Source organism: Peribacillus sedimenti (genome assembly GCF_046237635.1).
GTDB classification, from domain to species: Bacteria; Bacillota; Bacilli; order Bacillales; family DSM-1321; genus Peribacillus; species Peribacillus sedimenti.
Window position 1 is genome coordinate 3,215,183 of the sequence record NZ_CP143547.1, and the last position, 24,498, is coordinate 3,239,680.

At 39.0% G+C, this 24,498-nt stretch carries 22 protein-coding genes; 8 read left to right on the plus strand and 14 right to left on the minus strand.

Annotated features, from left to right (window positions below):
* Positions 1–573: 573 nt before the first annotated feature.
* Both V1500_RS15860 and V1500_RS15865 read right to left on the minus strand, forming a co-directional pair.
* Positions 574–1,191, minus strand: a complete 618-nt coding sequence (locus V1500_RS15860; RefSeq protein WP_409300686.1) for an NUDIX hydrolase — start codon at positions 1,189–1,191, stop codon at positions 574–576.
* A 605-nt stretch (positions 1,192–1,796) separates the two neighbouring features.
* Positions 1,797–1,931, minus strand: a complete 135-nt coding sequence (locus V1500_RS15865) for a hypothetical protein (RefSeq protein ID WP_409300687.1) — start codon at positions 1,929–1,931, stop codon at positions 1,797–1,799.
* 229 nt (positions 1,932–2,160) lie between these two features.
* Here V1500_RS15865 and V1500_RS15870 point away from each other — a divergent pair, with 229 nt between their 5' ends.
* Entirely contained in the window at positions 2,161–2,778 is a 618-nt protein-coding gene (locus V1500_RS15870) for a cell wall hydrolase (protein WP_409300689.1), read from the plus strand.
* A 566-nt stretch (positions 2,779–3,344) separates the two neighbouring features.
* Here V1500_RS15870 and V1500_RS15875 read toward each other — a convergent pair.
* From V1500_RS15875 to V1500_RS15885, 3 genes are all read right to left on the minus strand, one after another.
* A complete protein-coding gene (locus tag V1500_RS15875) occupies positions 3,345–3,668 on the minus strand; it encodes a hypothetical protein (RefSeq protein WP_409300691.1) in 324 nt (107 codons plus the stop codon).
* 1,096 nt (positions 3,669–4,764) lie between these two features.
* Entirely contained in the window at positions 4,765–5,133 is a 369-nt protein-coding gene (locus V1500_RS15880; protein ID WP_409300692.1) for an SCP2 sterol-binding domain-containing protein, read from the minus strand.
* Between the two features lie 135 nt (positions 5,134–5,268).
* Positions 5,269–5,745 carry a GyrI-like domain-containing protein gene (locus V1500_RS15885; RefSeq protein ID WP_409300694.1) on the minus strand — a complete coding sequence of 159 codons (477 nt, stop codon included), beginning with the start codon at positions 5,743–5,745 and terminating at the stop codon, positions 5,269–5,271.
* A gap of 609 nt (positions 5,746–6,354) precedes the next feature.
* Here V1500_RS15885 and V1500_RS15890 point away from each other — a divergent pair.
* Positions 6,355–8,052: a putative bifunctional diguanylate cyclase/phosphodiesterase gene (locus V1500_RS15890; protein ID WP_409300696.1), complete on the plus strand. Its 1,698-nt coding sequence runs from the start codon at positions 6,355–6,357 to the stop codon at positions 8,050–8,052.
* A gap of 174 nt (positions 8,053–8,226) precedes the next feature.
* On the opposite strand, the gene V1500_RS15895 is transcribed toward V1500_RS15890, so the two are convergent.
* Positions 8,227–8,538, minus strand: a complete 312-nt coding sequence (locus V1500_RS15895) for a hypothetical protein (protein WP_409300697.1) — start codon at positions 8,536–8,538, stop codon at positions 8,227–8,229.
* A 259-nt stretch (positions 8,539–8,797) separates the two neighbouring features.
* Between V1500_RS15895 and V1500_RS15900 the strand changes: the two genes are divergently transcribed.
* On the plus strand, positions 8,798–9,772 hold the full coding sequence (locus V1500_RS15900) for an SDR family oxidoreductase (RefSeq protein WP_409306015.1): 975 nt from the start codon (positions 8,798–8,800) through the stop codon (positions 9,770–9,772).
* A 293-nt stretch (positions 9,773–10,065) separates the two neighbouring features.
* On the opposite strand, the gene V1500_RS15905 is transcribed toward V1500_RS15900, so the two are convergent.
* Together V1500_RS15905 and V1500_RS15910 are read right to left on the minus strand one after the other, a co-directional pair.
* Complete coding sequence (locus V1500_RS15905; protein ID WP_409300699.1) at positions 10,066–11,340, minus strand: MFS transporter; 1,275 nt, start codon at positions 11,338–11,340, stop codon at positions 10,066–10,068.
* A 413-nt stretch (positions 11,341–11,753) separates the two neighbouring features.
* Complete coding sequence (locus V1500_RS15910; RefSeq protein WP_409300701.1) at positions 11,754–12,773, minus strand: STAS domain-containing protein; 1,020 nt, start codon at positions 12,771–12,773, stop codon at positions 11,754–11,756.
* A gap of 511 nt (positions 12,774–13,284) precedes the next feature.
* Here V1500_RS15910 and V1500_RS15915 point away from each other — a divergent pair.
* Both V1500_RS15915 and V1500_RS15920 read left to right on the plus strand, forming a co-directional pair.
* On the plus strand, positions 13,285–13,701 hold the full coding sequence (locus V1500_RS15915) for a DUF1284 domain-containing protein (RefSeq protein ID WP_409300703.1): 417 nt from the start codon (positions 13,285–13,287) through the stop codon (positions 13,699–13,701).
* 312 nt (positions 13,702–14,013) lie between these two features.
* The gene (locus V1500_RS15920) at positions 14,014–14,463 is read left to right on the plus strand and encodes a GNAT family N-acetyltransferase (RefSeq protein ID WP_409300705.1); all 450 of its coding nucleotides are present in this window, start codon (positions 14,014–14,016) and stop codon (positions 14,461–14,463) included.
* 327 nt (positions 14,464–14,790) lie between these two features.
* Here the strand turns inward: V1500_RS15920 and V1500_RS15925 are convergent, their stop codons facing one another.
* Positions 14,791–15,771 carry an MBL fold metallo-hydrolase gene (locus V1500_RS15925; RefSeq protein WP_409300707.1) on the minus strand — a complete coding sequence of 327 codons (981 nt, stop codon included), beginning with the start codon at positions 15,769–15,771 and terminating at the stop codon, positions 14,791–14,793.
* A 255-nt stretch (positions 15,772–16,026) separates the two neighbouring features.
* On the opposite strand from V1500_RS15925, the gene V1500_RS15930 reads away from it, so the two are divergent.
* The 3 genes from V1500_RS15930 to V1500_RS15940 are packed head-to-tail and all read left to right on the plus strand — an operon-like array spanning position 16,027 to position 18,444.
* The gene (locus tag V1500_RS15930) at positions 16,027–16,719 is read left to right on the plus strand and encodes a response regulator transcription factor (protein ID WP_409300708.1); all 693 of its coding nucleotides are present in this window, start codon (positions 16,027–16,029) and stop codon (positions 16,717–16,719) included.
* The gene (locus V1500_RS15935; RefSeq protein ID WP_409300710.1) at positions 16,716–17,807 is read left to right on the plus strand and encodes a sensor histidine kinase; all 1,092 of its coding nucleotides are present in this window, start codon (positions 16,716–16,718) and stop codon (positions 17,805–17,807) included. The genes V1500_RS15930 and V1500_RS15935 overlap by 4 nt, the downstream gene beginning before the upstream one ends.
* A gap of 55 nt (positions 17,808–17,862) precedes the next feature.
* A complete protein-coding gene (locus V1500_RS15940) occupies positions 17,863–18,444 on the plus strand; it encodes a YdhK family protein (protein ID WP_409306016.1) in 582 nt (193 codons plus the stop codon).
* Positions 18,445–18,899: 455 nt separating this feature from the next.
* Here the strand turns inward: V1500_RS15940 and V1500_RS15945 are convergent, their stop codons facing one another.
* The 5 genes from V1500_RS15945 to V1500_RS15965 form a co-directional block, all read right to left on the minus strand.
* On the minus strand, positions 18,900–19,727 hold the full coding sequence (locus V1500_RS15945; RefSeq protein ID WP_409300712.1) for an STAS domain-containing protein: 828 nt from the start codon (positions 19,725–19,727) through the stop codon (positions 18,900–18,902).
* A 431-nt stretch (positions 19,728–20,158) separates the two neighbouring features.
* Positions 20,159–20,938 carry a Cof-type HAD-IIB family hydrolase gene (locus tag V1500_RS15950; protein ID WP_409300714.1) on the minus strand — a complete coding sequence of 260 codons (780 nt, stop codon included), beginning with the start codon at positions 20,936–20,938 and terminating at the stop codon, positions 20,159–20,161.
* A gap of 48 nt (positions 20,939–20,986) precedes the next feature.
* Positions 20,987–21,949 carry a LacI family DNA-binding transcriptional regulator gene (locus V1500_RS15955; protein ID WP_409300715.1) on the minus strand — a complete coding sequence of 321 codons (963 nt, stop codon included), beginning with the start codon at positions 21,947–21,949 and terminating at the stop codon, positions 20,987–20,989.
* Between the two features lie 567 nt (positions 21,950–22,516).
* Positions 22,517–23,023 (minus strand): GNAT family N-acetyltransferase, encoded by a 507-nt coding sequence (locus V1500_RS15960; RefSeq protein ID WP_409300716.1) that lies wholly within the window; start codon positions 23,021–23,023, stop codon positions 22,517–22,519.
* Positions 23,024–23,179: 156 nt separating this feature from the next.
* The gene (locus tag V1500_RS15965) at positions 23,180–24,175 is read right to left on the minus strand and encodes a glutathione S-transferase family protein (protein ID WP_409300718.1); all 996 of its coding nucleotides are present in this window, start codon (positions 24,173–24,175) and stop codon (positions 23,180–23,182) included.
* Positions 24,176–24,498: the final 323 nt, after the last annotated feature.

Genomic DNA, 24,498 nt, shown 5'->3' on the forward strand with positions numbered 1-24,498 from the left:
TTCATACTCCTTACATAAAAGCCGCTGCATTCCCCATTAATTAAACTTATTTAATTATCATCTATGCTAAACTTCATTCAATAGCCTGTTTTGATTTAAATTCCACATAAATTCAGCGACCTGGCGCCAACATAAAAGAACCGTAGATGGCATGTACATTTCGCGTTAAAAATACGGAATATGATTTTGTTTTGGAAAAATGCTTCTGTTAAAAACCTGAATATGAAAAAAATAAAAAACTCATCATACTAATCAACCGAACAGCTTTCAAAAGTACGCAAAAGATTTTTCCGAACATGTTTATTTGTATCATCCCTCATAGAACTGGAAAGATTGGGTTAATATAAACAAGGGGAAAGGATACTTTAGGGGACTGGTGATAAATTGGACTTCATGGATTCAATCGTTCTAATGATCGGTGGAGTAATCGTTGTTGCAATGTCCGCAGCTCTATTTTTTGTCGGAAGGCGGTAGAAGGTCGGTCAATCTTTTGTAGAACTGTTTTATTAATCTGCCTTGACTCATTTACATTTAATGTATCATTTTCCGGCGAAACGGTTATCGGTCCTTTTATCAATCGAAATATGACGGTAATTCGGAATGAAAAACATGTTTAAATGCTAACTCAATTTGAGACTTTGTATTTCGCTCAATAGACAGTTTAGGTATTTGATTTTCTCCGAAAAAGGCGACTTCACTTGTTTCCACTCCTTCCTTCGCTTGCCCGCCAATAATTTCACATTGAATAAATATTTTGTAAACGTGGTATGCTGAAGGAGGATGCGGATGGCGTTTTTTATCCAGTACTCCTAGCAGTTTGATTGGCTCCACATCAAATCCTGCCTCTTCTTTCACTTCCTTAACCGCTACTTCTCCCGGGGTTAATCCAATGTCAGCCCAGCCTCCAGGAAGCGCCCAGTCACCATCCGCTTTTTCTTTCACCATTAATATTCTCCCGTCTCTGATAATAACAGCCCTCACATCCACTTTAGGAGTCGCATACCCAGTTTCATTCGCAAACAAATTCCTTATAACTGTTTTGTCTGTGCCACTGTATTCAGACAGTATATCAATACTGATGTTTCTAATGGCTTCAAATCTTTCAAGGTCGTAAATATCCTTTGAATAAGTTAATCCAGCCTGGGCAATAGATTGTAATTGCTTTGCCCATTCCAGCCATTTCCTTTCCATAACTCACACCTCTTCCACACTTTATAGATAAGATTCGATTAATAATATCCTGAATCAGGGCCATAACTGTATTTGAAATTGGAAGCTATTCAAATACAAATTGTTTTTGACAAACTGAGAGATGTTTTTTACAAGGAATTGACAATCCATGTGATTGAACTTAATGACGTATCGTTAAATGTAAATAAATTGCTGTTGTATACCTTCGATATCTTGCTGATCTAAGGTTTTTTTGCTGGTCTTATGACAGCAGCTTTCGCAATTTTTTATAACAAGTGCAAATAAACGCTTGAAATGTAGAAGAGTTCATGAATGTTTTTGAAGGAATTTATTTTCATTAAAAAGAAGTATCAACAAAACACCATTATAAAAAAAGGATGATTCGATGAATATAGAGGTGAGAGTTAATGGAAAGACAGAGCATGCTTTATGTGAGATAGCAAAATTAAAAAATTGTTCAATTGACACGGCTGCAGAGATTGTATTGGAACGGTATTCAGGACGAACTCAAGCTCAGATGGAAAGAGTGTCAGAAACACATCGATGGATCAATAAACAAAAAACTCTCATATTTTAATGCTAATGACCGGGAATTTGTCTGTTAGTTAGAGCTGTCCGATTGGACGTTCATACTCTGTTAATAATACAAATCCGTCTGGATATTTCGTCGCCTCCTTTTCTAACCAATCCAGATATTCTTGTTCGTCTCCAAAATCCTGATCTGTACCAAAGCTAACCACAAGTGAATCTTTCCGAAAACGAAATTACATCCTTTTGGTGCGAGTGTATTATCAATAGGTTTAAACTCCACTATACGAGCCACCTTCCTTATCTAGATTATAATTCGATAGGAATCGATTAAATCCTTTATCCACTCCCCGGCTTAAGTGAATTAGGTTTGGCTTGCTTGCTGGCTGGGGTATCAAAGTAGAGTTGTCCAATCTACTACTTTGGAAAGAGGGTTTTTAATTGAAAAGACTTTTATTTTCGCTATTTTTTTCACTTCTTTACATCTTGACAACAGGGATTCCGGCTACTGAAGCTTCAGTATTGATTAGAGAGCAGGACTCCGGACATCATGTTAAGAAAGTGCAGGAGCAGCTTGGTCAAATGGGTTATTTACATACAACCCCTACTGGTAAATATGGAACAGTCACGCAGAATGCTGTTGAACAATTTCAGCGGGATACGAACCTAATTGCCGACGGGATCATTGGGCCTAATACATATAGGCAGTTGCAGAATGTTGAAAAAATGGCACGTGTGGTTAACGGCGAGGCCAGAGGAGAACTTTACGAAGGACAAGTAGCCGTGGCTGCTGTTATATTGAACCGGATTGAAACGCCGGGATTTCCCAAAACGGTATCAGGGGTTATCACTCAGACAAATGCTTTTACTTGTTTAAGTGACGGGCAATATAACTTGAAACCCAATTATACTGCCTATAGAGCCGTCATCGATGCATTTAAGGGCTGGGACCCTTCGAGCGGAGCAGTATATTATTATAATCCACTGCATGCAACAAGCGATTGGATCTTTACACGTTCGACGATAAAAAGGATTGGCAATCATTTATTCGCTTCATAAAGCCTTAGTCAAAAACTGGCAAACACAACGGCCAGTTTTTGATTTGAATTTACATCACAGCATCTTTGGCAAATATAAATTTCTTGTAGTTTTCCACTATATCTGCCAATTGGTACTTCTTCCAGTAATAATTCTGGATCCTTGCCTCTTATGTAAATTCAAAGATTACCAGTCTCTCTCCCTTCGCTTCAATATAAAGCTGTCTCTCAGAAAGCAATATTTAAATATAATCCAATTTATCTCATAATTTATACATGAATGTGTACGATGCGTTTAAAATCCAGGTTTTCTTTATTTTTTAAGATAAAATAATGTAAAAAAAGTGTAAAAATATGCACAATTAAGACAAAGAATTACACAAACTTAGTAAAAGAAAGAAGAGTTATCGAAGCTCCTTAAGATAACTGATTTCATTTTGAATATGTTTTAGAGCTGTTCTATTTGCTACGATAAGTACCATTATCATGGTTGTAAGTAGAATAATATCTTGTATTTTCAAATGGCTCTTTAATTTCTGGTACGTTATTTTCCCTCCGATTGTTACGATTTAACAATGTTGGTAACAATCAATCCTGCTTTTCTTTAATTTGTTCACGGATTTTTTGAAGATCTTCCAAAGACAATTCACCTAGTGATTCTCTGATTTCTTCCTCAATTCGCTTCCTGTTGTTGTCTTGATACTGCTCCCACCATTTCCGAAGGCCTTCCGTCTTATCCAGAATGTATTCGACATCAATCTCTTCTACTTCTTCATCAGAAAGATAGTCCAGTACAGCTGCTAACATACGGGTAACGTTGTCAATTTCATCTTTGTGTTGCTGATTATTTGGCAATTGCACAATTTTCTCTTTATCCGGCTCTTCGTTGGTTGTTGCTGGTTTTCGCGGCATTGTTTAGCTCCTCATTTATTTTGAATAATGTTTGATTGGTAAAATTCATATTCTACACTATTACTGCATTTGATATTTGTATTTTAGTCCTTATGCAGTTTCTTCACATAGGACATTTTTATATTATGGGCATAAAATCGGATTTATAGTTATATGCTTTACAATTATTTCTTATGTTCATACATTGGATTAGCAAAGACTGAGCATAGTTCGATAACAAAATGTACGTCCTTCACAGCATTCTGTTGTATGTTTTTTTGTCTTTCACATCTTTCGGGAAGACCCATATAATGGAATAAGTCGAAAGTAACCTCACCCATGATAAACTTTTTAGGGGCAGTTTGTAGTCTGCCTCTTTTTTTCATTTAGTTTTATTCCTTCTCTGTGTTATTAGAGGTATTAAAACAAACAGGCTCGCTGCAGCTCATTAATCTAATTGGAAAAAGAGGGCGTTCTAGAGATGGCCCATAACCCCTGATTGTATAATGTGATGATATTGACAGTGAATACATAAACATATTTACAGTGCTCGCTTTTTCTTTTACCGTTGTGAAATGACCGACTGATGAGAAGAGCAAAAAAATAACTGTGTTGAAAGATAGTAAAGCATGATAATGAATAGCAAATATCCCAAAATAACCTTTTTCTAAAACATAAAACCAAATATAGGGCCGAGAACGACATTAAAAAAGAACACAATAAAATGGAGGTAGCCTCTTTGGACAAATGAGCCTGCTCATATGAACCTTATACTGCAAGGGGGTGAGGAAGCATTTAGTTCGCATATAGAAGACCTTTTATGAGGCGCTAACAAAACAGCCTATCTGATCCTTCCCTCAAAGGATATGGCGGAGACGCCCTTCCAACAGATTAGAAGATTGTTAAATAAGCAATATGAAAATAAATATATTCAAAATTTTACAGCATAGTCTTACAGGCTTGTTTATGCTCGTGGTATCGATATATAGAAAAAAATACACGAAACTGTCATTGCGAAATCGTTGAAAATGCTGAGGCCGAAGCAGTATTCCATACCACATCTGCTCAACAACATGCATTAAAAAAAAAGCTACTATAGTAGCTCTCAACCCTTTAATCATCTACTTCCCTGCAGTACCTCATTTAAGTTGTATTGCTTCAGAATCGTTTCTAATTTTATGGCTTTTGTGATATCACCTTTAATCTTTAATTTTCCAGTCATAAAAGCTGTTGTTCCATTGAGTTTACCTATCAGAAAACGGCGGAAGTTTTCGAACGACATAATCAGTAAACAATCTGCCCTAATATCACTCTGTTCCATTACTTTTGCCGCTCCATCCTGGATTTGCAGCTGAAATGATTTCTCTTCTTTCCCGGTAATATTAAATTGGCAGGTAAGGTTTACTCCTGAAATAGGTGCTGGATTTTCATTAAATAGCGTCACAGTCTCCTGCATGATTTCAGATAATGTTAGTTTTTCACTCATGAAAATAACTCCTTTACTATGTATTTTGTTATTCGCTCACTGTTATATCTTTACAGAGTCAAATAATGAATGAATAATCATTCATAAAAATTCTAATTGGATTAAAAAAAGCTTTGTTATAGTCTTTTAGCTAATCTATCTTTTTTTAATCGCTACAAATAAATCAATTTTACATTTCCCTTCTGGATCTTCGGCGGGATTATTCATGCTAAACTCCAGGTTACTTCTATTATAATCTGGATCAAATTCACTATTTGCCAGCCACTCTCCAAACATATATTGATATGCACTGTTTAACTTTTCAGGTACATCATAAAATGGGTACAAAGCATACAGCCCTCCATCTATCGTTCTGAATTGCATATGACTATGTGCTTCTTTATCAAAACCTGCGGGAATTGTAACACAGGCATCATGACGGCAATTTTTGCTATCTATTAGATCGGGGTTATCCCATGATATTCCAATAAAATTTTGCTGTGGTGGAAAAAGTCCATTTCTAATGGCCCATTGTGTCAGCTTTGTCCAATGGTCTTGTGGTTCAAAGTAACTTCCAACACGTCGAATAAACGCTATCTCGAATTTTGGCAACTCCTTAATTAAGATTTCCAATGTATATCACCCCCTATATGTACAATTGACTGAGCCTTTCCTCTGTGATGTTTTGAATCAATATCAGGAGTCCCAAAGACAATCCATATTATCAAACAATGTGTTATTCCTATTGTTCCCTGGATAGCTTCAGAGCCAGTTTTTCTGTTTTGGAGCTCGACTCTAAGATTCCCAATTTCCATAGGGACCTCAATCACGAACTCTTATTTTGCATACCCTCTGCTTGTTATAATTCTTTCCGTTACAGCTACATCAGTATTTTGGTAGTTTCCGTCTTTGTAGAATTCGGCATATTGCACGTGTAAATGAGGCATCGCAGCATAATTTCCCTTAATGAATCCAGCGGCATCGGCTATAATGACTAACACTTTAAAAATAAACCAGATTTAACCAGTAATCAAGAATATTTTATAAAGGAAATAACTAAGGAGTACTCTTACTTGAAAATATGTTCTAGTAAAACTGTTTTCAGAATGTAACTCAATTCTTTTCAATTTTGCTGGATTTTGTTTGTATAAATTTTACCAATCCTCTTTATATTCCACTTTCTCAACCGATAATGAATTCAAACACATAAATTAATGAATACGGCTTAAAAGGGGATACATTATGAAGCAACAACGTGAAGATAAGAAATTAAGCCAAACTGAGTTAACGCTGATTGAATATTCGTATGGTTTGGATTCATCCGTGGATGGAATTGGCATTACAGATGAATCAGGCCAATTTGTATTTGCTAACGAGGCACATGCCTCTATGTACGGTTTAACAAAAGAGGAACTGCTAAATAAAACATGGCATTATTGCTATGATGAGGAAGCGCTACATAACATTATAACTAACGGATTGCCCATTTTACATAAAGAAGGACACTGGAGGGGCGAGATTTTTGGAAGCAGGATCGATGGTACAAAATTTCCCCAAGAGCTTACACTTACTAAAGTAGCAGAGACGAATAAAATAGTCTGCGTTGTACGGGATTTAACCGACCTTAAAAACAAGGAACAACATATTGATTTCCTGGCAAGCCATAACGAAATAACCAATCTGCCTAATAGAAGAAGCCTGGAAATTAAACTTGCCGGAATAAAACCTTCCATTTCTGCCTCGGTTTTATTTATGGACATGGACAGGTTAAAACAGGTAAATGACGCATTTGGGCATAGAGTTGGTGATCTTCTTTTACAGAATATTGCTGAGACATTACGGTTATTTGAAGATCAATCCATCTCTGTATTCCATTTAGGCGGAGATGAGTTCATTGTACTAATCGTTGACAAAACGAAAGAAGAAACTTTTCTCATAGCCCAAGAGATTGTCGAACAAATAAGAGTTCCTTATATCATTGAAGGCAATGAAGTTTTTATTACAACCAGCATAGGTGTTAGCCACTACCCTTCCGACAGTGGACTGACTGAACTGATTCATTTTGCGGATATGGCTATGTACGCAGCAAAACAAGCGGGTAAAAATAATGTTCAGCTCTTTACTAAGGATTTAAAGGAACAGCAAGATCATAAAATTCAGGTTGAAACAGAGCTTCGAAAAGCCATTGAAAACAATGAATTCACTCTCCATTACCAACCAAAGATGGATCTTACAACATTAGAGCTCAAGGGGCTTGAAGCACTGATTCGTTGGGAAAATCCTTTACTTGGAAATGTATCCCCAATGGATTTTATCCCCATTGCCGAAGAAACAGGATTAATAATAGAAATTGGCAATTGGGTCATCAAGGAAGCAATAAATCAGCTAAAAGAGTGGGAAACGAAAGGTTATCCACTGGTCAAAGTATCTGTAAATATATCCCAAAAACAGTTTCAGTATAGTAACTTAGCTGAGTATATCAAAATGTGCCTCGTAAAAACTGAGATAGAACCAAAAAATTTTGAAGTAGAAGTTACTGAAAGCGTTATAGAGGATGTTCATATAGTGCTTCCGATCTTGGCCAAGCTTAAAGAAATGGGTGTCGGCGTTTCAATAGATGATTTCGGTACCGGCTACTCCTCTCTAAGTCTTTTAACGAAACTTCCGGTGGATACTCTGAAAATAGACCAGACTTTCATTCGCGGCGGATTACAGGACCCCAGGGATTTAGCCGTGGTAAAATCCATTATTGATATAGGCATAAATTTAAATCTGACTGTTGTGGCTGAAGGTGTGGAAACAGAAAACCATTTGCATTTTCTTAAGGAGTTTAATTGCCATAATGGACAAGGTTACCTGTTCAATCCTCCATTGCCTGCAAACAAGATCGAAGAAATTTATCTGGCTTTAAATAATTTTAAAAAACAAAATTATAAATAAGAAACATCTGTATGCACTTTGAACTAGGAAACCAGCCAATTGACTACCCTATCTATTTGCGTCTAATAACTAATATAATAGAACAAAAAATCCAAGAAACTTTGGTTTAGCAGTTTCTTGGATTTTCCCAAAGAAAATACATTTAATATTCCTATAACAATATACCCCTGTGTTTCAAATGATCGGATAATTAAACCCATAACGAGGATTGGTGTAGAACGGCGGTCTCCATCCTATTTCCGACATGGGCCAAGCATGGCCGTCATAGATCATTCTTACTTTAGCATCGGAATGGTTTACCAGCAAAAGCCTTACTTCTGGATTAAATTCAAACTGCACAGCAATCTCCCCCTTACCATTTAATCTTCCTCTTACATTATTCAGGTCTCTTGCATATGGAGCCAGTACCTCCATCACCATAATTCCGGTGAAAGACTTTAGCGGATGATCATGCTGACTTTTGTCATTCGCTTCATTGGTGAACATGCACACCCATTTCCTGCCCCACATACGGTAAACAGAAAGTATGTAAACCAGGAGGACTCCCGTGGATAAAGAAAAAGAAAATCGAGCAATATCTGACACCAATGTATTTGATGAAATGGATTCAATGGATCAAATGATGCACATGGATGTACAGCCTATGTACCAGCCACAACAGCCAAACCAGACTCCGCCCTATCAGATGTCTGACTATCATTCGCCCCCTTATCAAAAGGCACAATATCAAGACAACAACGTTATGATGGGCCAGGATCAAATGACGCTGCAGCAAATTCAACAGCTGCAGCAAGCCTTTGAGGCTAACAAAGTAGCGCATCCATACCCGATGTACCCTAATTATGGAAAAATCACACGTTATAAAGAAATCCCAATAAATTTACCGGAGCAGCGCCAGCTCTTTCATCCCGGTATTGAAGGGTTAATGGTGCCCCGCCCAATCATCGAGAACCCTAATTACAGGGGAAGCGGTAAATTAAATGGCAAGGTTGCACTCATAACAGGAGGAGACAGCGGAATTGGGGCTGCCGTAGCTATTGCTTTTGCTAAAGAAGGTGCGGATGTAGCAATCGCTTATTTACATGAGCATGAGGACGCCAACCGTACTAAAATGAGAATTGAACAGCTAGGTCGTCGCTGTTTATTAATGCCCGGGGACCTGCGGGATAAAAGACAATGTATCGCCATTGTTGAGCAAACAATCAGAACTTTTGGGCGGCTGGATGTTCTGTGCAACCATGTAGGGATCCAATTCCAGCAAAAGCGCTTAACTGACATTACAGACCAGCAATTCGATGACACCTTCAAGGTAAATATCTATTCACACTTCTATACAACGAGAGCAGCACTTCCATATATGAAAGCTGGAAGCTCTATTATCGGCACTACATCTGTGGTGACATATGTTGGAGAAAAGCAAATGATTGATTACACAGCAACAAAGGGTGCCATTGTTGGTTTTACGAGGGCCCTAGCGAAAAACGTGGTAGACCAAGGAATACGTGTAAATGCGGTTGCTCCTGGACGAATCTGGACACCGCTTATCGCCGCCAGTTTCTCTTCAGACACCGTGGCCGTATACGGAGCCTTTAATCCAATGGAGCGTGTAGCTCATCCGTTTGAACTCGCTCCGACATTTGTATATCTGGCTTCAGATGATTCCCGATTTGTAACCGGCCAAGTACTTCATGTAGATGGCGGAGAATCGACACATTCTTAAATATAAAGTTATGTACGGTTTAAACAAACATAATGCAAAACTTGAAGGGTGTTGCAAAAACTACCCTTTTTCTAGGTTAAAGCAGAAACTTATTAGAAAGTAAGACCAATAATGATTGCGTTCATACTGGTTTGTTAGCAAAATTGCTCAACAAAAAAAGAGCGGCAGCAGTTCTGCACCTGCTTCGCTCTTTTCCGTTCACTGACTCGTATTTTTATATAGTAAAAATGAGAATCAAAAGGTACATTTGCTGTATCTTTGAAAGCAAGGTATAGCAAGAAAAAATGATATGTTCAACTATTATTATGGGCGTGTAAAATTGCTTCAGGCTGTTTCTTCTCTTTGATCAGCATGACACCGAACAGTCCAATTACAGAAAAGAGCATAGGAATGATAAATCCGTAATGGTAGCCAACATCTATCGACTGTTGAGGAAATAAATCCAATACATTACCGAAAAATCCTGGCAATAATACTGCACTTAAGAAGCCTCCCATATTTGCAAATCCAGACACAACTCCCACTTGTTCTATAGGGAACGATTCTCGTACCACAGCAAATGTCAGTGAACTTGCTCCATTTCCAAATCCGATAATAAAAAGCAAAACCACTACCATTATGAACGAAGGTTTTACACCGGTAAAAAATAATCCGCTCCAGCTAATCAGGACTATAAGATGTATGAAGGTGTAGATTCTCTTGATCGAGTCCAGACGGCTCGTAATCCACGTAATTAAAGGACCACCCATTATTGCTCCGAATAAGCCATACATAATAAGCTGGCTGGCCTCTGAACGAGATAATTCGAATACCTGTATTCCATACGGAACTCCCCAAGAACCGATAAATCCTACGTACGTCCCTACCACTCCAAAATGGCAAAGAAAGGCGGCCCAGGCCTGGCGGCTAGAAAAAATACGCCGTAATATTGTCCAGACACTTTCACGTTTTTTAAAAGCAGTCTTCTTTATTTTGGAATGCTCTTTAAATATTTTTCTGGGTTTCGATACAAGTACAGTATAAAGAACATAGGATAATGCAACTAAAATAATGGCTATGCTGAGGAATGGGATTCTCCAGCCGGTAATCGATATCCATATGGAAAAAGGAACGGTGGCCGATAACGAACCCAGGCCTGCTACCATGCCCACTACACCTAATAACCTGACAAATTCTTGTGCCTTAAACCATTGACTCAAGATCAAGACCAAGTTCACAAATATGGTAGCATCCCCAATTCCAACTAATAAGCGGGAGAATATCAATACATGTTCATTAGGAGCAAGACTATACATAAGGCTTCCTATTCCATTAAGCAGAGCGCCAAAAATAAGAAATCGATTCGGACCAAATCGGTCGGATAATAGACCGACTGGGATTTGCAATCCTGCATACGCCAAAAATTGAATGCCGCTCATGATACCAATTACAGAAGCGGACACATGAAAATCTTTCATTAATTGGTCGGTTATAAGACCTGGAGCAGTTCGTTGGCTAACAATTAAAAAGTAGGCTAATAGGACGGTGCCAAATACTACCCATCTATAGCGGCTTTCTTGTTTATTCATGGTGATGTTCCTTTCCTATGTAAATAAGTACATTGTCTCCTCAAATAAATAAGACTCGCTGATTTGCGAGCCAGGACAGACAAGGCAAGGGTCTATTTGATATGCCTGATTAACCTCTTTAATTCCAGGAAGACATTTTGTTTTAAAGGGAATACCTCTCCAATAATGGGGAGTTAAAAAACTTATTATCTTCGTCAACAATTAAATCTTTTATCGGCAATAAAATTCTTTCTTTGAGTCAGCAGCCATAAATTTTTCATAATGCATGGAAATATCTATACAAACATTATTAAGCAGAACTGTTACTATGATTATTATAGGAACTGACAAAAGGCAGTTTCAGATCCTCAAAACTAGTTCACCTAATTTTAGACATAAAGATACCAGCATATCATGCTTTAGGATTGAACAAATTAATTCTTCTTTAAAAGCTCGTAGCCGCTTTGCTGCAGCGCATACGTCACACCTTGCTGCAGGCTAGAAAAGGAATTGATCCCTGCCATATTTACCTTTGACTGGGTAATCTGGATGCTTAGTTCAGACGAGACGCCCACGATTAAACACTCTCCGCCGAGCAGGCGGATTGCCTGGATTAACCGCTGAATACCGCTGATGGTATAGACGTCTACATTAGTTATCCCCGTGAGATCGATCAAGAGATAATTGGCTTTTTGGCTTGACAGTTCAATTAATGCTCTCTCCATCAAATCTGACAGGCGTTCCTCATTAAAATTTCCAATAAGCGGAGTCACCAGAATACCATTTAATACAGGTATAATGGGAGAGGAGAGCTCACGGACAAGGGACGTCAACTCTTTTGTTCTGTCTTGTACCTTTTTCTCCAGATCCTGGATATATTCTCTTTCCTTTTCCCTGGTTAATTCATGGATATTCTTTGCAGGCGTTATGGAGGACGGGAAAATCTCTATTTCATCATATTCACAACCATTTACCTGGCTTTTCGTAATGTTATACCACATATTCTGTTGGAAAAGACCTGTAAACACTCCTGCCCAATGGCTTGGCAGCAGGACTGCCGCCTTTTCCTTATCTGCCTGCTTGAAGACTCGATGCTCCCAGCTGTTGGTCAGCCTTACAACGGCCCTCTTTTCTTCCAGAGAATACTCCGCAATTGTCACATTTCCCCATCCGGCATTTCTGTATATATTACTGTACTCTTTCAGCAGCTGTTCAATATCTGTACGTCCCAGATAATAAGAACTGACCAGGTGCCCCATCCGGTAACCAGTCGCTTCATAAACCGTCTTTGATACTTCGGGGCCGGATACCTCCTCAATTGTTTTCAGGAACAGTTCGATGGCAGAATCCCAGAACAAGAGTGCCGGGGCTCCATCAAAAGTAAACAGTCCCTCCTTTATGTCCCAGATAAATTCATTTGTATTTACTTGTACCTTAACTTTTGATTCAGACATAGATTAACCCCTCAGTATTCTATATTTATATTTATAAATAATTCAGACTCACTACAATAAAATTATATCAAATAGAGTTCCTTCATTACAGTCTCAGTACGTTTCTTGTAAAACAGATACATGAAGTATAAGATGCAAAAGGTACACCGCATATTTGGTTTCTTTCCCATTACGAAAACCAAAGTTTTTGTTTGGATTGCTACAGGTACCAGATCGATCTCTTCAGGTGACTCTCTCTTTTAAGGGCTGATTAAAATGACCGTTTTTTTCCAAAGTGTTGCTGTAACATCTCCGACAAAACAACTTTGCATCTTGAAACAATATATTTTTATTTGAGTATATTCTGTAAAACAGTCCTGAACCAGCATAATCTAACTACACTTTTCATTGAATAAAAAGAGAAGGTAAAAGCTTCTAATCTATTACATATCCTATGATATGGTAAACGATATAAGTTAACCAACCATGCATTACAGTTAACATTTATAAACCTGAGGAAATGGGGAAAACTATGTATAAACTGCGAGGACATCATCTTTTTTGCCTTTTGGGCTATCGTGGGATGGGGTATTCCCGGGAGTATGTACAAAATATGACACATATACACCAAACCTTGAGAAGAAACCCCAAGACGTGGATTCAGCTGGTATCGGGACCGGACCAATTGTGTGAGAAATATCCAAATTCGGGTGATTATCACTGCCAGGGTACACATATTTATAATAGGGATGCTATTATCCTGGAGAAATTAGGACTTAAAATCGGACAAATTCTGAAATGGGAAGACATTGAGTCGGTAATACACAAGCATGCCGTCCCCTCCGACATTCAAATTGTATGTGAATCTTGCTCCTGGCGTTCCTATGGGGTCTGTGAAGAAGGTATTCAGGATGTGCTTGATAATAAGGGTTTAAGGGAAGTTAAATAACGCTGTTCCTGTTTTTAAATGAATTACTAATTCGACTTAAAAGGATACGATTCATTATAAGCCTCATCATTGATGGTAGCGCCGTCTTGTCTATATTCTTACAAAGTCCAACCCATCCTACAGGCTTATGCCGCGATAAAATCGGTCTACAACGATGCCTTGTCCCCCTCCTGCCTAAGCATAACGGAAAAAGATACTCCCTTTGATATTGAGGGGGGCTGTGTCTCTTAATGAGACCTATCAAACATAGTTCGGTACATAAATGATCTATGCTATAATAGTTAAGTTAATTTATGTCAGGGGTGTATATTTTTGGAATTCAGAAAAGCGACTGTAAAGGATATCGATTTATTAATCGAACTGCGAAAAAAGCAATTGGTTGATGAGGGGCTGAATCCCGATTCAGAAATTGATACTGAACTTTATCTATTCTTTAAAAATAAACTAAATGATGGTTCTTTAATACAGTGGCTGGTTGAAGATCATGCAGAAGTGGTAGCGTGCGGCGCAATCATGTTTTATGAATTTCCACCGAGCTATATCAATAAGAGCGGAAAAAGAGCCTACATTGCCAATATGTATACTAACGATCGCTATCGTGGTCAAGGAATAGCGACTAAACTATTGAATATATTAGTCGACGAAGCAAAACAAACGGGTATTTCCAATATACTTTTGGTTGCTTCAAAATTGGGGAGGCCAGTATATAAAAAATTTGGCTTTCAGGAAGCTAATGAATGGTTAGAATTCAATTGTGTTTGAAAAGAACACCACAAATAACAATTTAAGACAGGCCATTCCCTCCTAATGGAAGAACGTCTAAATCGACGCAAGTTACATGTTGATATGGGTATAGCGGATAAGATTTTAGCTAATCTTTAGGAATACAAGACCTGCCGTGTCTCTCGGCCAGGATAGCAAGAAAATGAAGTAACTCACATATTGAGGTTTTTTATTTCTAAGGTCGTATGAAACTGCAGCTATTTCTTAACTTAGGAATCTATAAACCATTCAGTCGCCGGGCCATTCCGCGCCCGGCATTTTTCTTTCTTTCAATTATTCATATAACATTTGTCTTATCCAGCTGAATTAGTCCACCTTTATACTCCGCTCTGGCGCAGTGAGTAGTTCATATACTTTTTTCAGATTTGTCTTAAAGTATGTAGTGAAATACCAATCTTGATAAGCTTCTGGTACAGAAATATCGTCAATGTTTGTATCAGATTCCATACTTTCTGCGACCAATGTCATGATATCCTTTATGTAACCCTTTACTTGATAAACCTGTTCCATTGAACAAACTTCCCCGTGTCCCGGTATAATAATTTCAATATCCAACGATTCTATGCGCTCCAAGATATGTAACCATTCCTTTGGATTTGCGTGATTCAATACTGGATGATGCTTTGAGAGCACCAAATCCCCCATAACAGCAATTTTTTCTTCAGGCAGATACACAAACGTATCACTTTGTGTATGACCGCCTCCAAACGAAAAAAGCTGCACACTCCGCTCACTGCCGTGAATACTCAATCCGCGATCAAAGGTTATGCTAGGCAGTGTGTATAACAAATTGGGGAGTATCTTCATGTACTCACGATCACTTGCAATTCCCCACTTCATTTCCTCTTGTAGTTTTTTATCTTTTTCTTTTTGCAGTTTTTCTTCAAGCTCGTCTAAAGACCGAAAAATACTTTCCAGGTTTGTCAACTGTTCGTTGATCCGATTTACTCCGAACGCAGCCATAATATCACGTGTAGCTGTTGTAGAAATAATTGGTGCGTTCGGGGTAAACACTTGGTTCCCGCTTGTATGATCACTGTGCCAATGTGTGTTGATGACGTAAGAAGCTGAATTTCCAGTCACCGATATCGCAGCTGCCTGCAAATCCTCTGCAGCTTGTATGGTTGTAAAGGTATCAACCACAATCGTTTTATCACCTAAATCAATGATTGCTGCATTCCCTACCGAGCCTGTACCCGGGACAGAAATGGCAGCAAACACACCATCAGCAACCCGATGCAGCCTAAAATGTTTTGATTCCTTGAATGTTTCAACACTTTTCTCCATGTTTTCCCGCTCCTCGCAACCGAAATCACCACTTTATCATAGCACGTAACGCAAAAACTAAATACATTTTTTCCCACAAGCCTCTTTCAACAATTTTCTATACCCTCCTCTTGTTAAATCCGCACTAAAACCAAAATGTTTCATTATAATTTAACCCTAACTAATGATACAGTTTTATTGTAAATTCTAACGGAAACATTCACAGTCTAGGGAAAAAGTTCACTAAAAAATGATTTTGAAACCTCGGAGGATCGTATGAAAAAGATATTGGTGGTAGATGACGAAAAGAAGATACGCGATGTGATTTGTTCCTATTTCCAGAAGGAAGTTTTTGCAACTATGGAAGCAGCAACCGGAAATGAAGCATTGCACCTTATCCACGATCAGAATTTTGACTTTATTATATTGGATTTGATGCTTCCCGATATTACAGGAGAGGAAATCTGCAAAGAAATACGACGGAGAGATTCTACGCCGATACTTATGCTCACAGCGAAAGTAAATGAAAACGACAAACTGAACGGTCTCGCGATCGGTGCAGACGACTATATGGTCAAACCCTTCAGTCCGCGGGAGCTGGTTATGCGTGTAAAGACGATTATGCGCAGATCGAGCGATGAAATGCTTCTGGCCGAAAGTATTTCCTTTAATAATACCGAGCTCACAATCGATACGGCTGAACAGAAAGTTGCCTTGAAAGGCCAAATGGTTAATCTGACACCGAATGAATACAAATTATTGACGGTTCTGGCCAAATATCCAAAACGCACATATTCAAGAGGACAATTAGTCGAAAAAGTTTTAGGATACAACTATAATGGCGATGAAAGAGTGATTGACCAGCATATTAAGAATCTAAGACATAAGATTGAAGAAAACCCGAAAGAGCCGGCTTACATTGTAACAGTATTCGGCATTGGCTATAAATTCATGGGTGAACGATCATGATGAAAGGGCTGCAAAAACGTATCGCTTTGAATTTTTTTGGGATAGCGGCCACCGTATTAATAACAGCAGTCGTAGTTATTGCCTTTGAAATCCATTATCATCTCGACATGTTCAAGCAAGAAACCTTGCACAATAATGAGATTGCTTCACTGGGATCACACTTGGAGCGCGCCCTGCAAGAATCAGTTTTCTATACATTAATAGGAGCTGTCATACTGGTTTTTATACTAAGTCATTTTGCGGCTAAAAGGATGGCCTCCCCTCTAATCCAAATGCAAAATATCGCAAGAAAATGGATAAAGGGAGATTGGCATTCCCGCGTTATAATAAGCGGCAAGGATGAGATCACTGAATTGGGCAGCTCTCTAAACGAATTAGCTTCTCAACTCTCAAAACAGGACCGGATACGGAAAGACATGACCGCTGACATCGCCCATGAGCTAAGGACCCCGCTGGCTACGCTGAAAAGCCATATTGAGGCTTTTGAAGATGGGATATGGGAGCCCACTCCTGAACGTTTAAGATCCTGTACCGAAGAGATCAATCGTCTAATCTTTCTCGTAAATGATATCGAACAGCTCCATACCTTTGATGCACCCGATTTTCAGATGAATATAAGCCGTGTAAATCTATATGAACTCGTAAACCTATCCCTTAATCCTATAAGGGCAGCATATTCACAAAAAGGAATCACAATTAAGGTCCAAGTCCCGGAATACATTACCCTGCCGGTTGATTTGGACCGTATGAGACAGGTGTTTTTGAATCTGCTGACCAATTCATACAAATACTCTCCATCAGGCGGAAGCGTCACAATATCTGCAAGGGAAAATAGAGAATATATTCTATTGTCCATCAAGGACAATGGGATTGGGATCAAACAAGAATCTTTAAACCGAGTGTTCCACCGGTTTTTTAGGGAAGACAATTCCCGAAGCAGGGAAACGGGAGGAAGCGGGATCGGACTCGCAGTGGTGAAGCGTCTAGTCAATGCCCATCAGGGTGAGGTTTGGGCAGAAAGTACAGAAGGGGAAGGAACTGCCATCTTCATAAAGCTTCCTAACAAGAGAAACCAGACATCTTCATAACTTCTTCATAAGTATTGGATATGATTCTAATAACCAATCACTTAGAAGGGACATGATGAAACATAGGTTTACATTCTTGTTATTGTTCTTAACAATTATTGGAATGACAGTATTAAGTGCTTGCGGAGACAATCATTCAAAACATAATTCTTCGAATCCCAACAAGGCAGAAAACTCTGAAGACCATAGCCAGATGGACCACAGCATGCATTCCAGTTCAGGGAAACTACCTGTTGGTTTAAAGTCTGCAGAAAATCCCGCCTATAAAGTAGGAAGTGAAGTTATTGTGCATGCTGACCATATGGAAGGAATGAATGGAGCAGCTGCTAAAGTGACAGGCGCTTTTCAAACGACTGCATATGTCGTTTCTTACACCCCGACAACTGGCGGAAAAAAAGTTACTAATCATAAATGGGTCATTGAGGAAGAGATCCAAGACGCAGGGGACAAAAAGCTGGAACCAGGAACGGAAGTGACTTTGGAAGCCGACCATATGGAAGGAATGAAGGGTGCGACTGCTACAATTGATTCCGCCGAACAAACCACTGTTTATATGGTAGATATTACACCTACTAATGGCGGGGAAATTATGAAAAATCATAAGTGGGTAACAGAGGACGAGCTTTCTGCTAAATAAAACAGTGACTTTATTGAAACTGTTTTATTTAGAGTTGTGTTAAAACGATTCACCATACGGTCATTTACCCCCATTCCAAGGGCCAAGACGGAGGCAGCCACAACCTTACCATTATTGCGGCTGCCTCTCTAACAGTGCCGATTCAGTGATTCCCAGGCCCTTTGTATTAGAGAAAGATTACTTCCAGTATCATCAGCTTCATAATCCTTCCGATTTTCTGACTGCATAAGAAAGGAGTGCACCAAAGACCACTCGAAATACGCTTATATTTCTTAACTGCAAAATAGACTCCGATTATTATCCTAGTCTTATTTCTATTGCACTATTACCAGTACAAGGGAAAAATTAGCAACTTGGCTGCCATTTTAATGATACACAGCTAGCTCAAGTGAAAATCCTGTAACATTAAAGAAGAGATAATAACACAGCTGCATTTCACAAATCTATCCATAAAATTATATTATATGAAATTTTTCTATTGCTTGCTGAACGGTTCCAAACGTAGTAAATGAAGAAAAATCAATGCCAGCAGTAATGATTCTTGTTGCCAATTCTGGCCGAATTCCTGTGAATATAGCATTTATGCCTAATAACCCAAGTACATCATACAATTTAAAAATTCGACTGGCCACTTCAGCATCAATGGCAGCGATCCCAGAAAAGTCTATAATGAGACATTCAATATTCATTTTACTTATTTTAGGTACAACATGGTCCATAATATGTTCACTTCTATCCAAGTCAAGATCGCCTATTAAAGGCAGGATGGCAAGACCATTTTGAATGGGCACGACTGGTGAAGATAATTCAGTTATCACTTTTTGGTTTTTGTTATTCTGTTCATTGGTTATTCTTTCCCGTTCAATAATCGTCTCAGTTATGCTTAAATCCAGCAGATAGCTGGCTCGGCTATTGACAAAAACAACGTCCTCTGTAGAAAGGCCTTGTTCCATTGAAATTCTCGTCAGCATATTATTTAAACGAAGACGTGTTTCTGCATAAGGTTTTATAAGACTCGCAATATTTTCAATGCTGTATTCGGATTCTGATTGGTTCATTAATCCTTTGTGCCACTCAACAAATTGTCCTTCGACTGTATCATCTGACTGATTGAGTGTCTCTCCCAAGAAGATCATGAATTCACGATTCCTAATTACCGCTCTATCGACAATTTCAGCTGGGATCGCAATTTCCAGTTTCTCTATATTAAATTGAATTATTTCTCTGCTTATTGATTCAGCATTTTGGATCAAATATCTTGCAAAACTTTCAATCGTATTCACTAATTTCCAACTCCTATCTCATCAACCAAAGCTTCCTATATATTAATATATATATATTTTCTTTAAAGAGCTCAAGTTTTTTTGAATCCGTGTGTTTAATATCAAGATTCATGTTAAAATTCAATCTTGCAAACACATACTAAAAATCCGTTGGATTACGATATACTATATCATCTTTTTTTAAACAGGTCATTACGTCCCATAATAGCACAAAAGCAAATGGAAAAAGCGATACCCTCTATTTAGTATGGTATCGCAACTAAAAAACCGGAAAGAACGTTATAAAATTTTAAATGTGAAAGGCGTTCCATCTATAGAGGTGCAAAGCTAGCCTATTAGTTAGAGCGGCAAGTGTCCGGGCTTCTCATGCATTTCTGCCGGCCTGTACCAAGAACAGTTCTTTGGACACAGAAAACTCCTCTACTGACTCACTACAACAGACCAACCAATTGCAGCCCATGTAGTATGCCATCGTCCTCCACTGATTTTGTTACATATCTTGCTGCTTCCTTTACTTTACTTTGTGCATTTCCCATGGCCACGCTGTTTCTAATTGTTTGGAGCATTTCCATATCGTTCAATCCATCTCCGAAGGCATAATGCCGCTCTGGAGCAATGCCGAGTTTTTTTACTATTCTATTAATGCCTTCTGCTTTTGAACCACCCCTTGGAAGAACATCGACAGAAACAGGATGCCACCTTACAAAATCAAAATCCGGGAAGTCTTGTTCATATCTCTTCTCTTCCCCCTCTGGGCAAAATAGAAGGCTTTGAAATAATTCGCGCCCTTTATAATAGTGCGGGTCATATGTAGGGTAACGGTCAATCTTCAATGTTAGTATGCTTTCTTTAATATAAGCATGCTCCGGTACATTTGCCTTCATATCTTCGTGGTCCATGTACACCACAGGGTGATCATGCTTCAGGGCAGCTTCAGTAAGTTTTTCAAGTGATTGGAGATTTAATGGTTTTGTATAAATCACTTCATCATTTAACACGACATATTGTCCATTATAACTAACATAAGTACCGATATCTAATTCTCTTCGCAAATCCTTAAACATAAACGGTGCTCGCCCTGTCGCAATAGCTACAACATGTCCATTTTCCCTAAGTTTATAAATTGCTTCTTTCGTTGATAGTGGCAATTCTTTATCGTGATTGAGCAATGTTCCATCTATATCAAAAAAAATAACGCTTTGTATTGTCATTCTCTCTCCTGCTTTCGAATATTGACTGTGTAAATTTATAAATTATACTCATGCTGTCCCTCTTTCAATTAACTTGGCGGATACTTCTTTATTGGACCGTCCATCACCGTTCATTGCCTGAAGGAACAGGCTCTTCCCCATTTGAAGAAGTGGAATTTCCACTGTGGTAATATTCATCATCTGGGCAATTGGTTCATTGTCAAACCCGATAATGGCCATTTCATCCGGAATATTGATATGTTGATTTCGGCAGCATGTTACAATCCCTGCGGCTACTTGATCGCTTGTGACCAGCAAAGCTGATGGAGGTGTATTCAGCTCCTTTATTTGCTTTATCACTTTTTCCGCGTCCTCAAAATACAGGCACTCGTCCATAATATAATCGCTGCGGTATGCCAATTTATATTTGTTGTGAAAGTCTTTATATGCCAGCTCACGTTTATGGCTGTTCGTCCCGGATTTTCGGCCAATACAGTACCCGATTTTCCTATGCCCTTTCCCATACAAATATTCTAATGCCTCGTAAAAGACTTTATAATGGTCCACAAAAGTGGATGAAACCTCTTTTTCTTTTATTTCCTCACATAGAACAATGGGACCATATGACAAATACCCATTGATTGTATCCCAATCACACGCCCTGGAACATATAATCAACGAATCAATCTGCTTTTGTTTTAACATTTGCAGCGCTTCCCTTTCTCTGCTCTCCTTATAGCCTGTTTGAAACAGGACCAGTTTATAATTGTTTTCCAATGCCTGCTTTGCTATACCGTTCAATAACTGCGCAAAATAAGGATGGTCGGAGAAAGGAAGCACTACACCTACTAACTGTGTCTTACCCTTGCTTAAATGGACAGCATTGATGTTTTTCTGATAGTTGCTGGCTTGAATAGCGTTTAATACAGCATTTCTTTTATCTTCGCTGACATATGGGTAATTGTTTAATACGCGAGAAACCGTTGTGACTGATACACCAGCCATTTTTGCCAAATCTTTAATATTCGTCATATGGTCACCTTCTTATCAAACCTGTCGGCATTCTATAAATAATGGACTCTGTATCTTATTATAATAACGCAGAAGGGCTTTGAATGCTTCCCTTTACCTCTTATATTCAATGAGAGAGGGTTTCCAATTCATCCATTTGAATTACGTAAAGTTCTCATAAAAGGACTCTATTCTCTCGCTTCCATCCGGTGTCAGAAGCCTTAAGGCAAGTACGCTGTCGTGCAGGTTACAAAACAAAGTAAAGCTAATGCCGGCATTAGCATTCTCCTCCCTTGTCTCCGATACTTTTATGAGTATAAAATATGAAACGGGTTTCAGGTCAAATACAAATCATAATATTCCGCTCCTTGCATGGGCCAGCCTATTCAGACGCCGATACAGCATTTGTAAGAACAGTTGATTCATATGTAAATATATACAAAAAAGCAGTGATTTTTTGTGTGAAATCTACTGCTCCATAGCTGCTGTATATGTGGTTTTAGTAATCCAAAGAAGAATGACAAATCCTGCCCGCAGGATAGCCAAAATCTCTTTTTACTTGTTTTTCACTTTTGTCCATTTTGCCTTTTATTCAGAGAAATTGAGTAAGTAAGCCTTAACAACGATTCCGTCGTCGGCAGGCACAAAGTCATTTTGCGGCAGCCGTTGAAATCCGAGTCCTTCATATAGCCGCATGGCCGTTTCCATAAATTCTCCAGTATGGAGGCCGATAGAATGAAAACCATTGACTTTTGCTCTCCGGATACACTCACTGATTAAAACCTTTGCCACCCCTTTCCCCCGTGCTTCAGGTGCTACTGCCAGCATGCGGATTTCCGGATAGTCAAGCTCCCCTACATACCCTTCATATGCATCTGTCTTTGCCGGAAAGAGTGCCACGCTACCTTTAATTTCTCCATTCAACTCAGCGACTATCAACTGGACGCCTGGCTGTACATCAGCCTCTGAGGAAATTGCCTGCTTCAGTGCTTTCCAATGTCCAGCCGGGATTTTTCGGGCATGTTCTTCATAGGAGTTAACTCTTTGTGCCCTAATTAACTGCACTTCTTCAGAAAGAGCATCTCGTACAATCATTCCGTCACCATACCTTTTTAATTGTAGTTTTAAAGCCTAATAGTATTCATACCAATTTTGCAATAATAATCTTGATGTAAGGGAAATGGCAATAAGTACACAATTCTTCCATTACAATAAGTGCTGTTTTGTATATCAGCGTCATTTGGCCTTCCTTCAAGGAACAAGGAACTTTTCTTCCTTGTTGCTCAAAGCCTTGCGGTTGTGCGGGGTGTTCCAAACAGTAAGGTCTGGGCCCTTCGGAAGGATTTTTGGCCTCTCGTCATTGCTGTCTATGGTAGTGGAGCAATGATAGTGCATTTTAATCGAATGGAAGTCTGTAGTATCACCAAATCCGGGCGTCTGGTACAGGTCACGGGCATAGCCCCACAGATTTGGAAAATCCCTTAACAGGTTCCGGTTGGTTTTAAATGCAGTATAATAGGCTGCATCAAACCGCGCTAAAGTTGCATATAAACGGACATCCGAATCAGTGATATAATCCCCAAATAAGAAACGCCGGATGGAGAGTCGCTCCTCCAATTCATCCAATCTGGCAAACAATGCGTCAAATGCCTCTTCATAGGCTTCCTGTGAACGGGAAAAACCGCATTTATACACCCCATTATTTACATCATGGAATATGACATCATTCAATGCGTCGATCTCTTCACGGAGTTGTTCCGGATATAAATCTGGGGCATCTTCTTTGTGAAATGGCGCCCAAACCGTTTCCAGATAGTTTGTAAGTCTGAAATAGTCATTGTTTACAACCCTTTGTTCGTTCACATCAACCATAGCCGGAACCGTGGGCCGGCCACTGTAATCTCGATCCGTCTTTTTATAGATTTCACTCATATAACGAATTCCCAGGACCGGGTCTATACCTTCAGGGTCGAGGGAAAATTCCCAATCAATATGCGGAAGCTTGGGGCGCATCGGACTTGCCGTGCCTAAACTTATCACATCTTCCAGTCCAAGAATACTGCGAACGATGACCGAACGATGTGCCCAGGGGCATACAGGCGACCATAATAGCCGGTAACGTCCTGCCTCGACAGGCAGTTCAGCTTTCTGGTTTCCAAACGAAGTCGAAAACAGGTTCATTTGACGGACGAACCCCCCTTTTTTATCTATTTCTTTAGGTATGTAGTTATGTTCATTATTTGCCATTTATGTACTCTCCTCTTTTTATTGTCAAAGTATCCAAGCCTTACACATTCGTACGGACTAACTCATCCTAATTCCAAGTAAATTAATCCATTATTCCACTATTATTCAATACGGAAACCCTGAAATCAACCAAAAAGTTCAGAAAAGAATGACAGTTCTGCGAAAGTCATTATGTCCAGTAGTTGTACTTCAAAGTCGTGATCAATTGAATGAGTAGTTGAAATCGAAAAATGGGCTATAAATGCTGTTTCCCAACAAACTTATGATTGGTTCAGATATTTTTTTCCAGAAATGACCCTTTTTCGTATCCTTCATTCTGGATG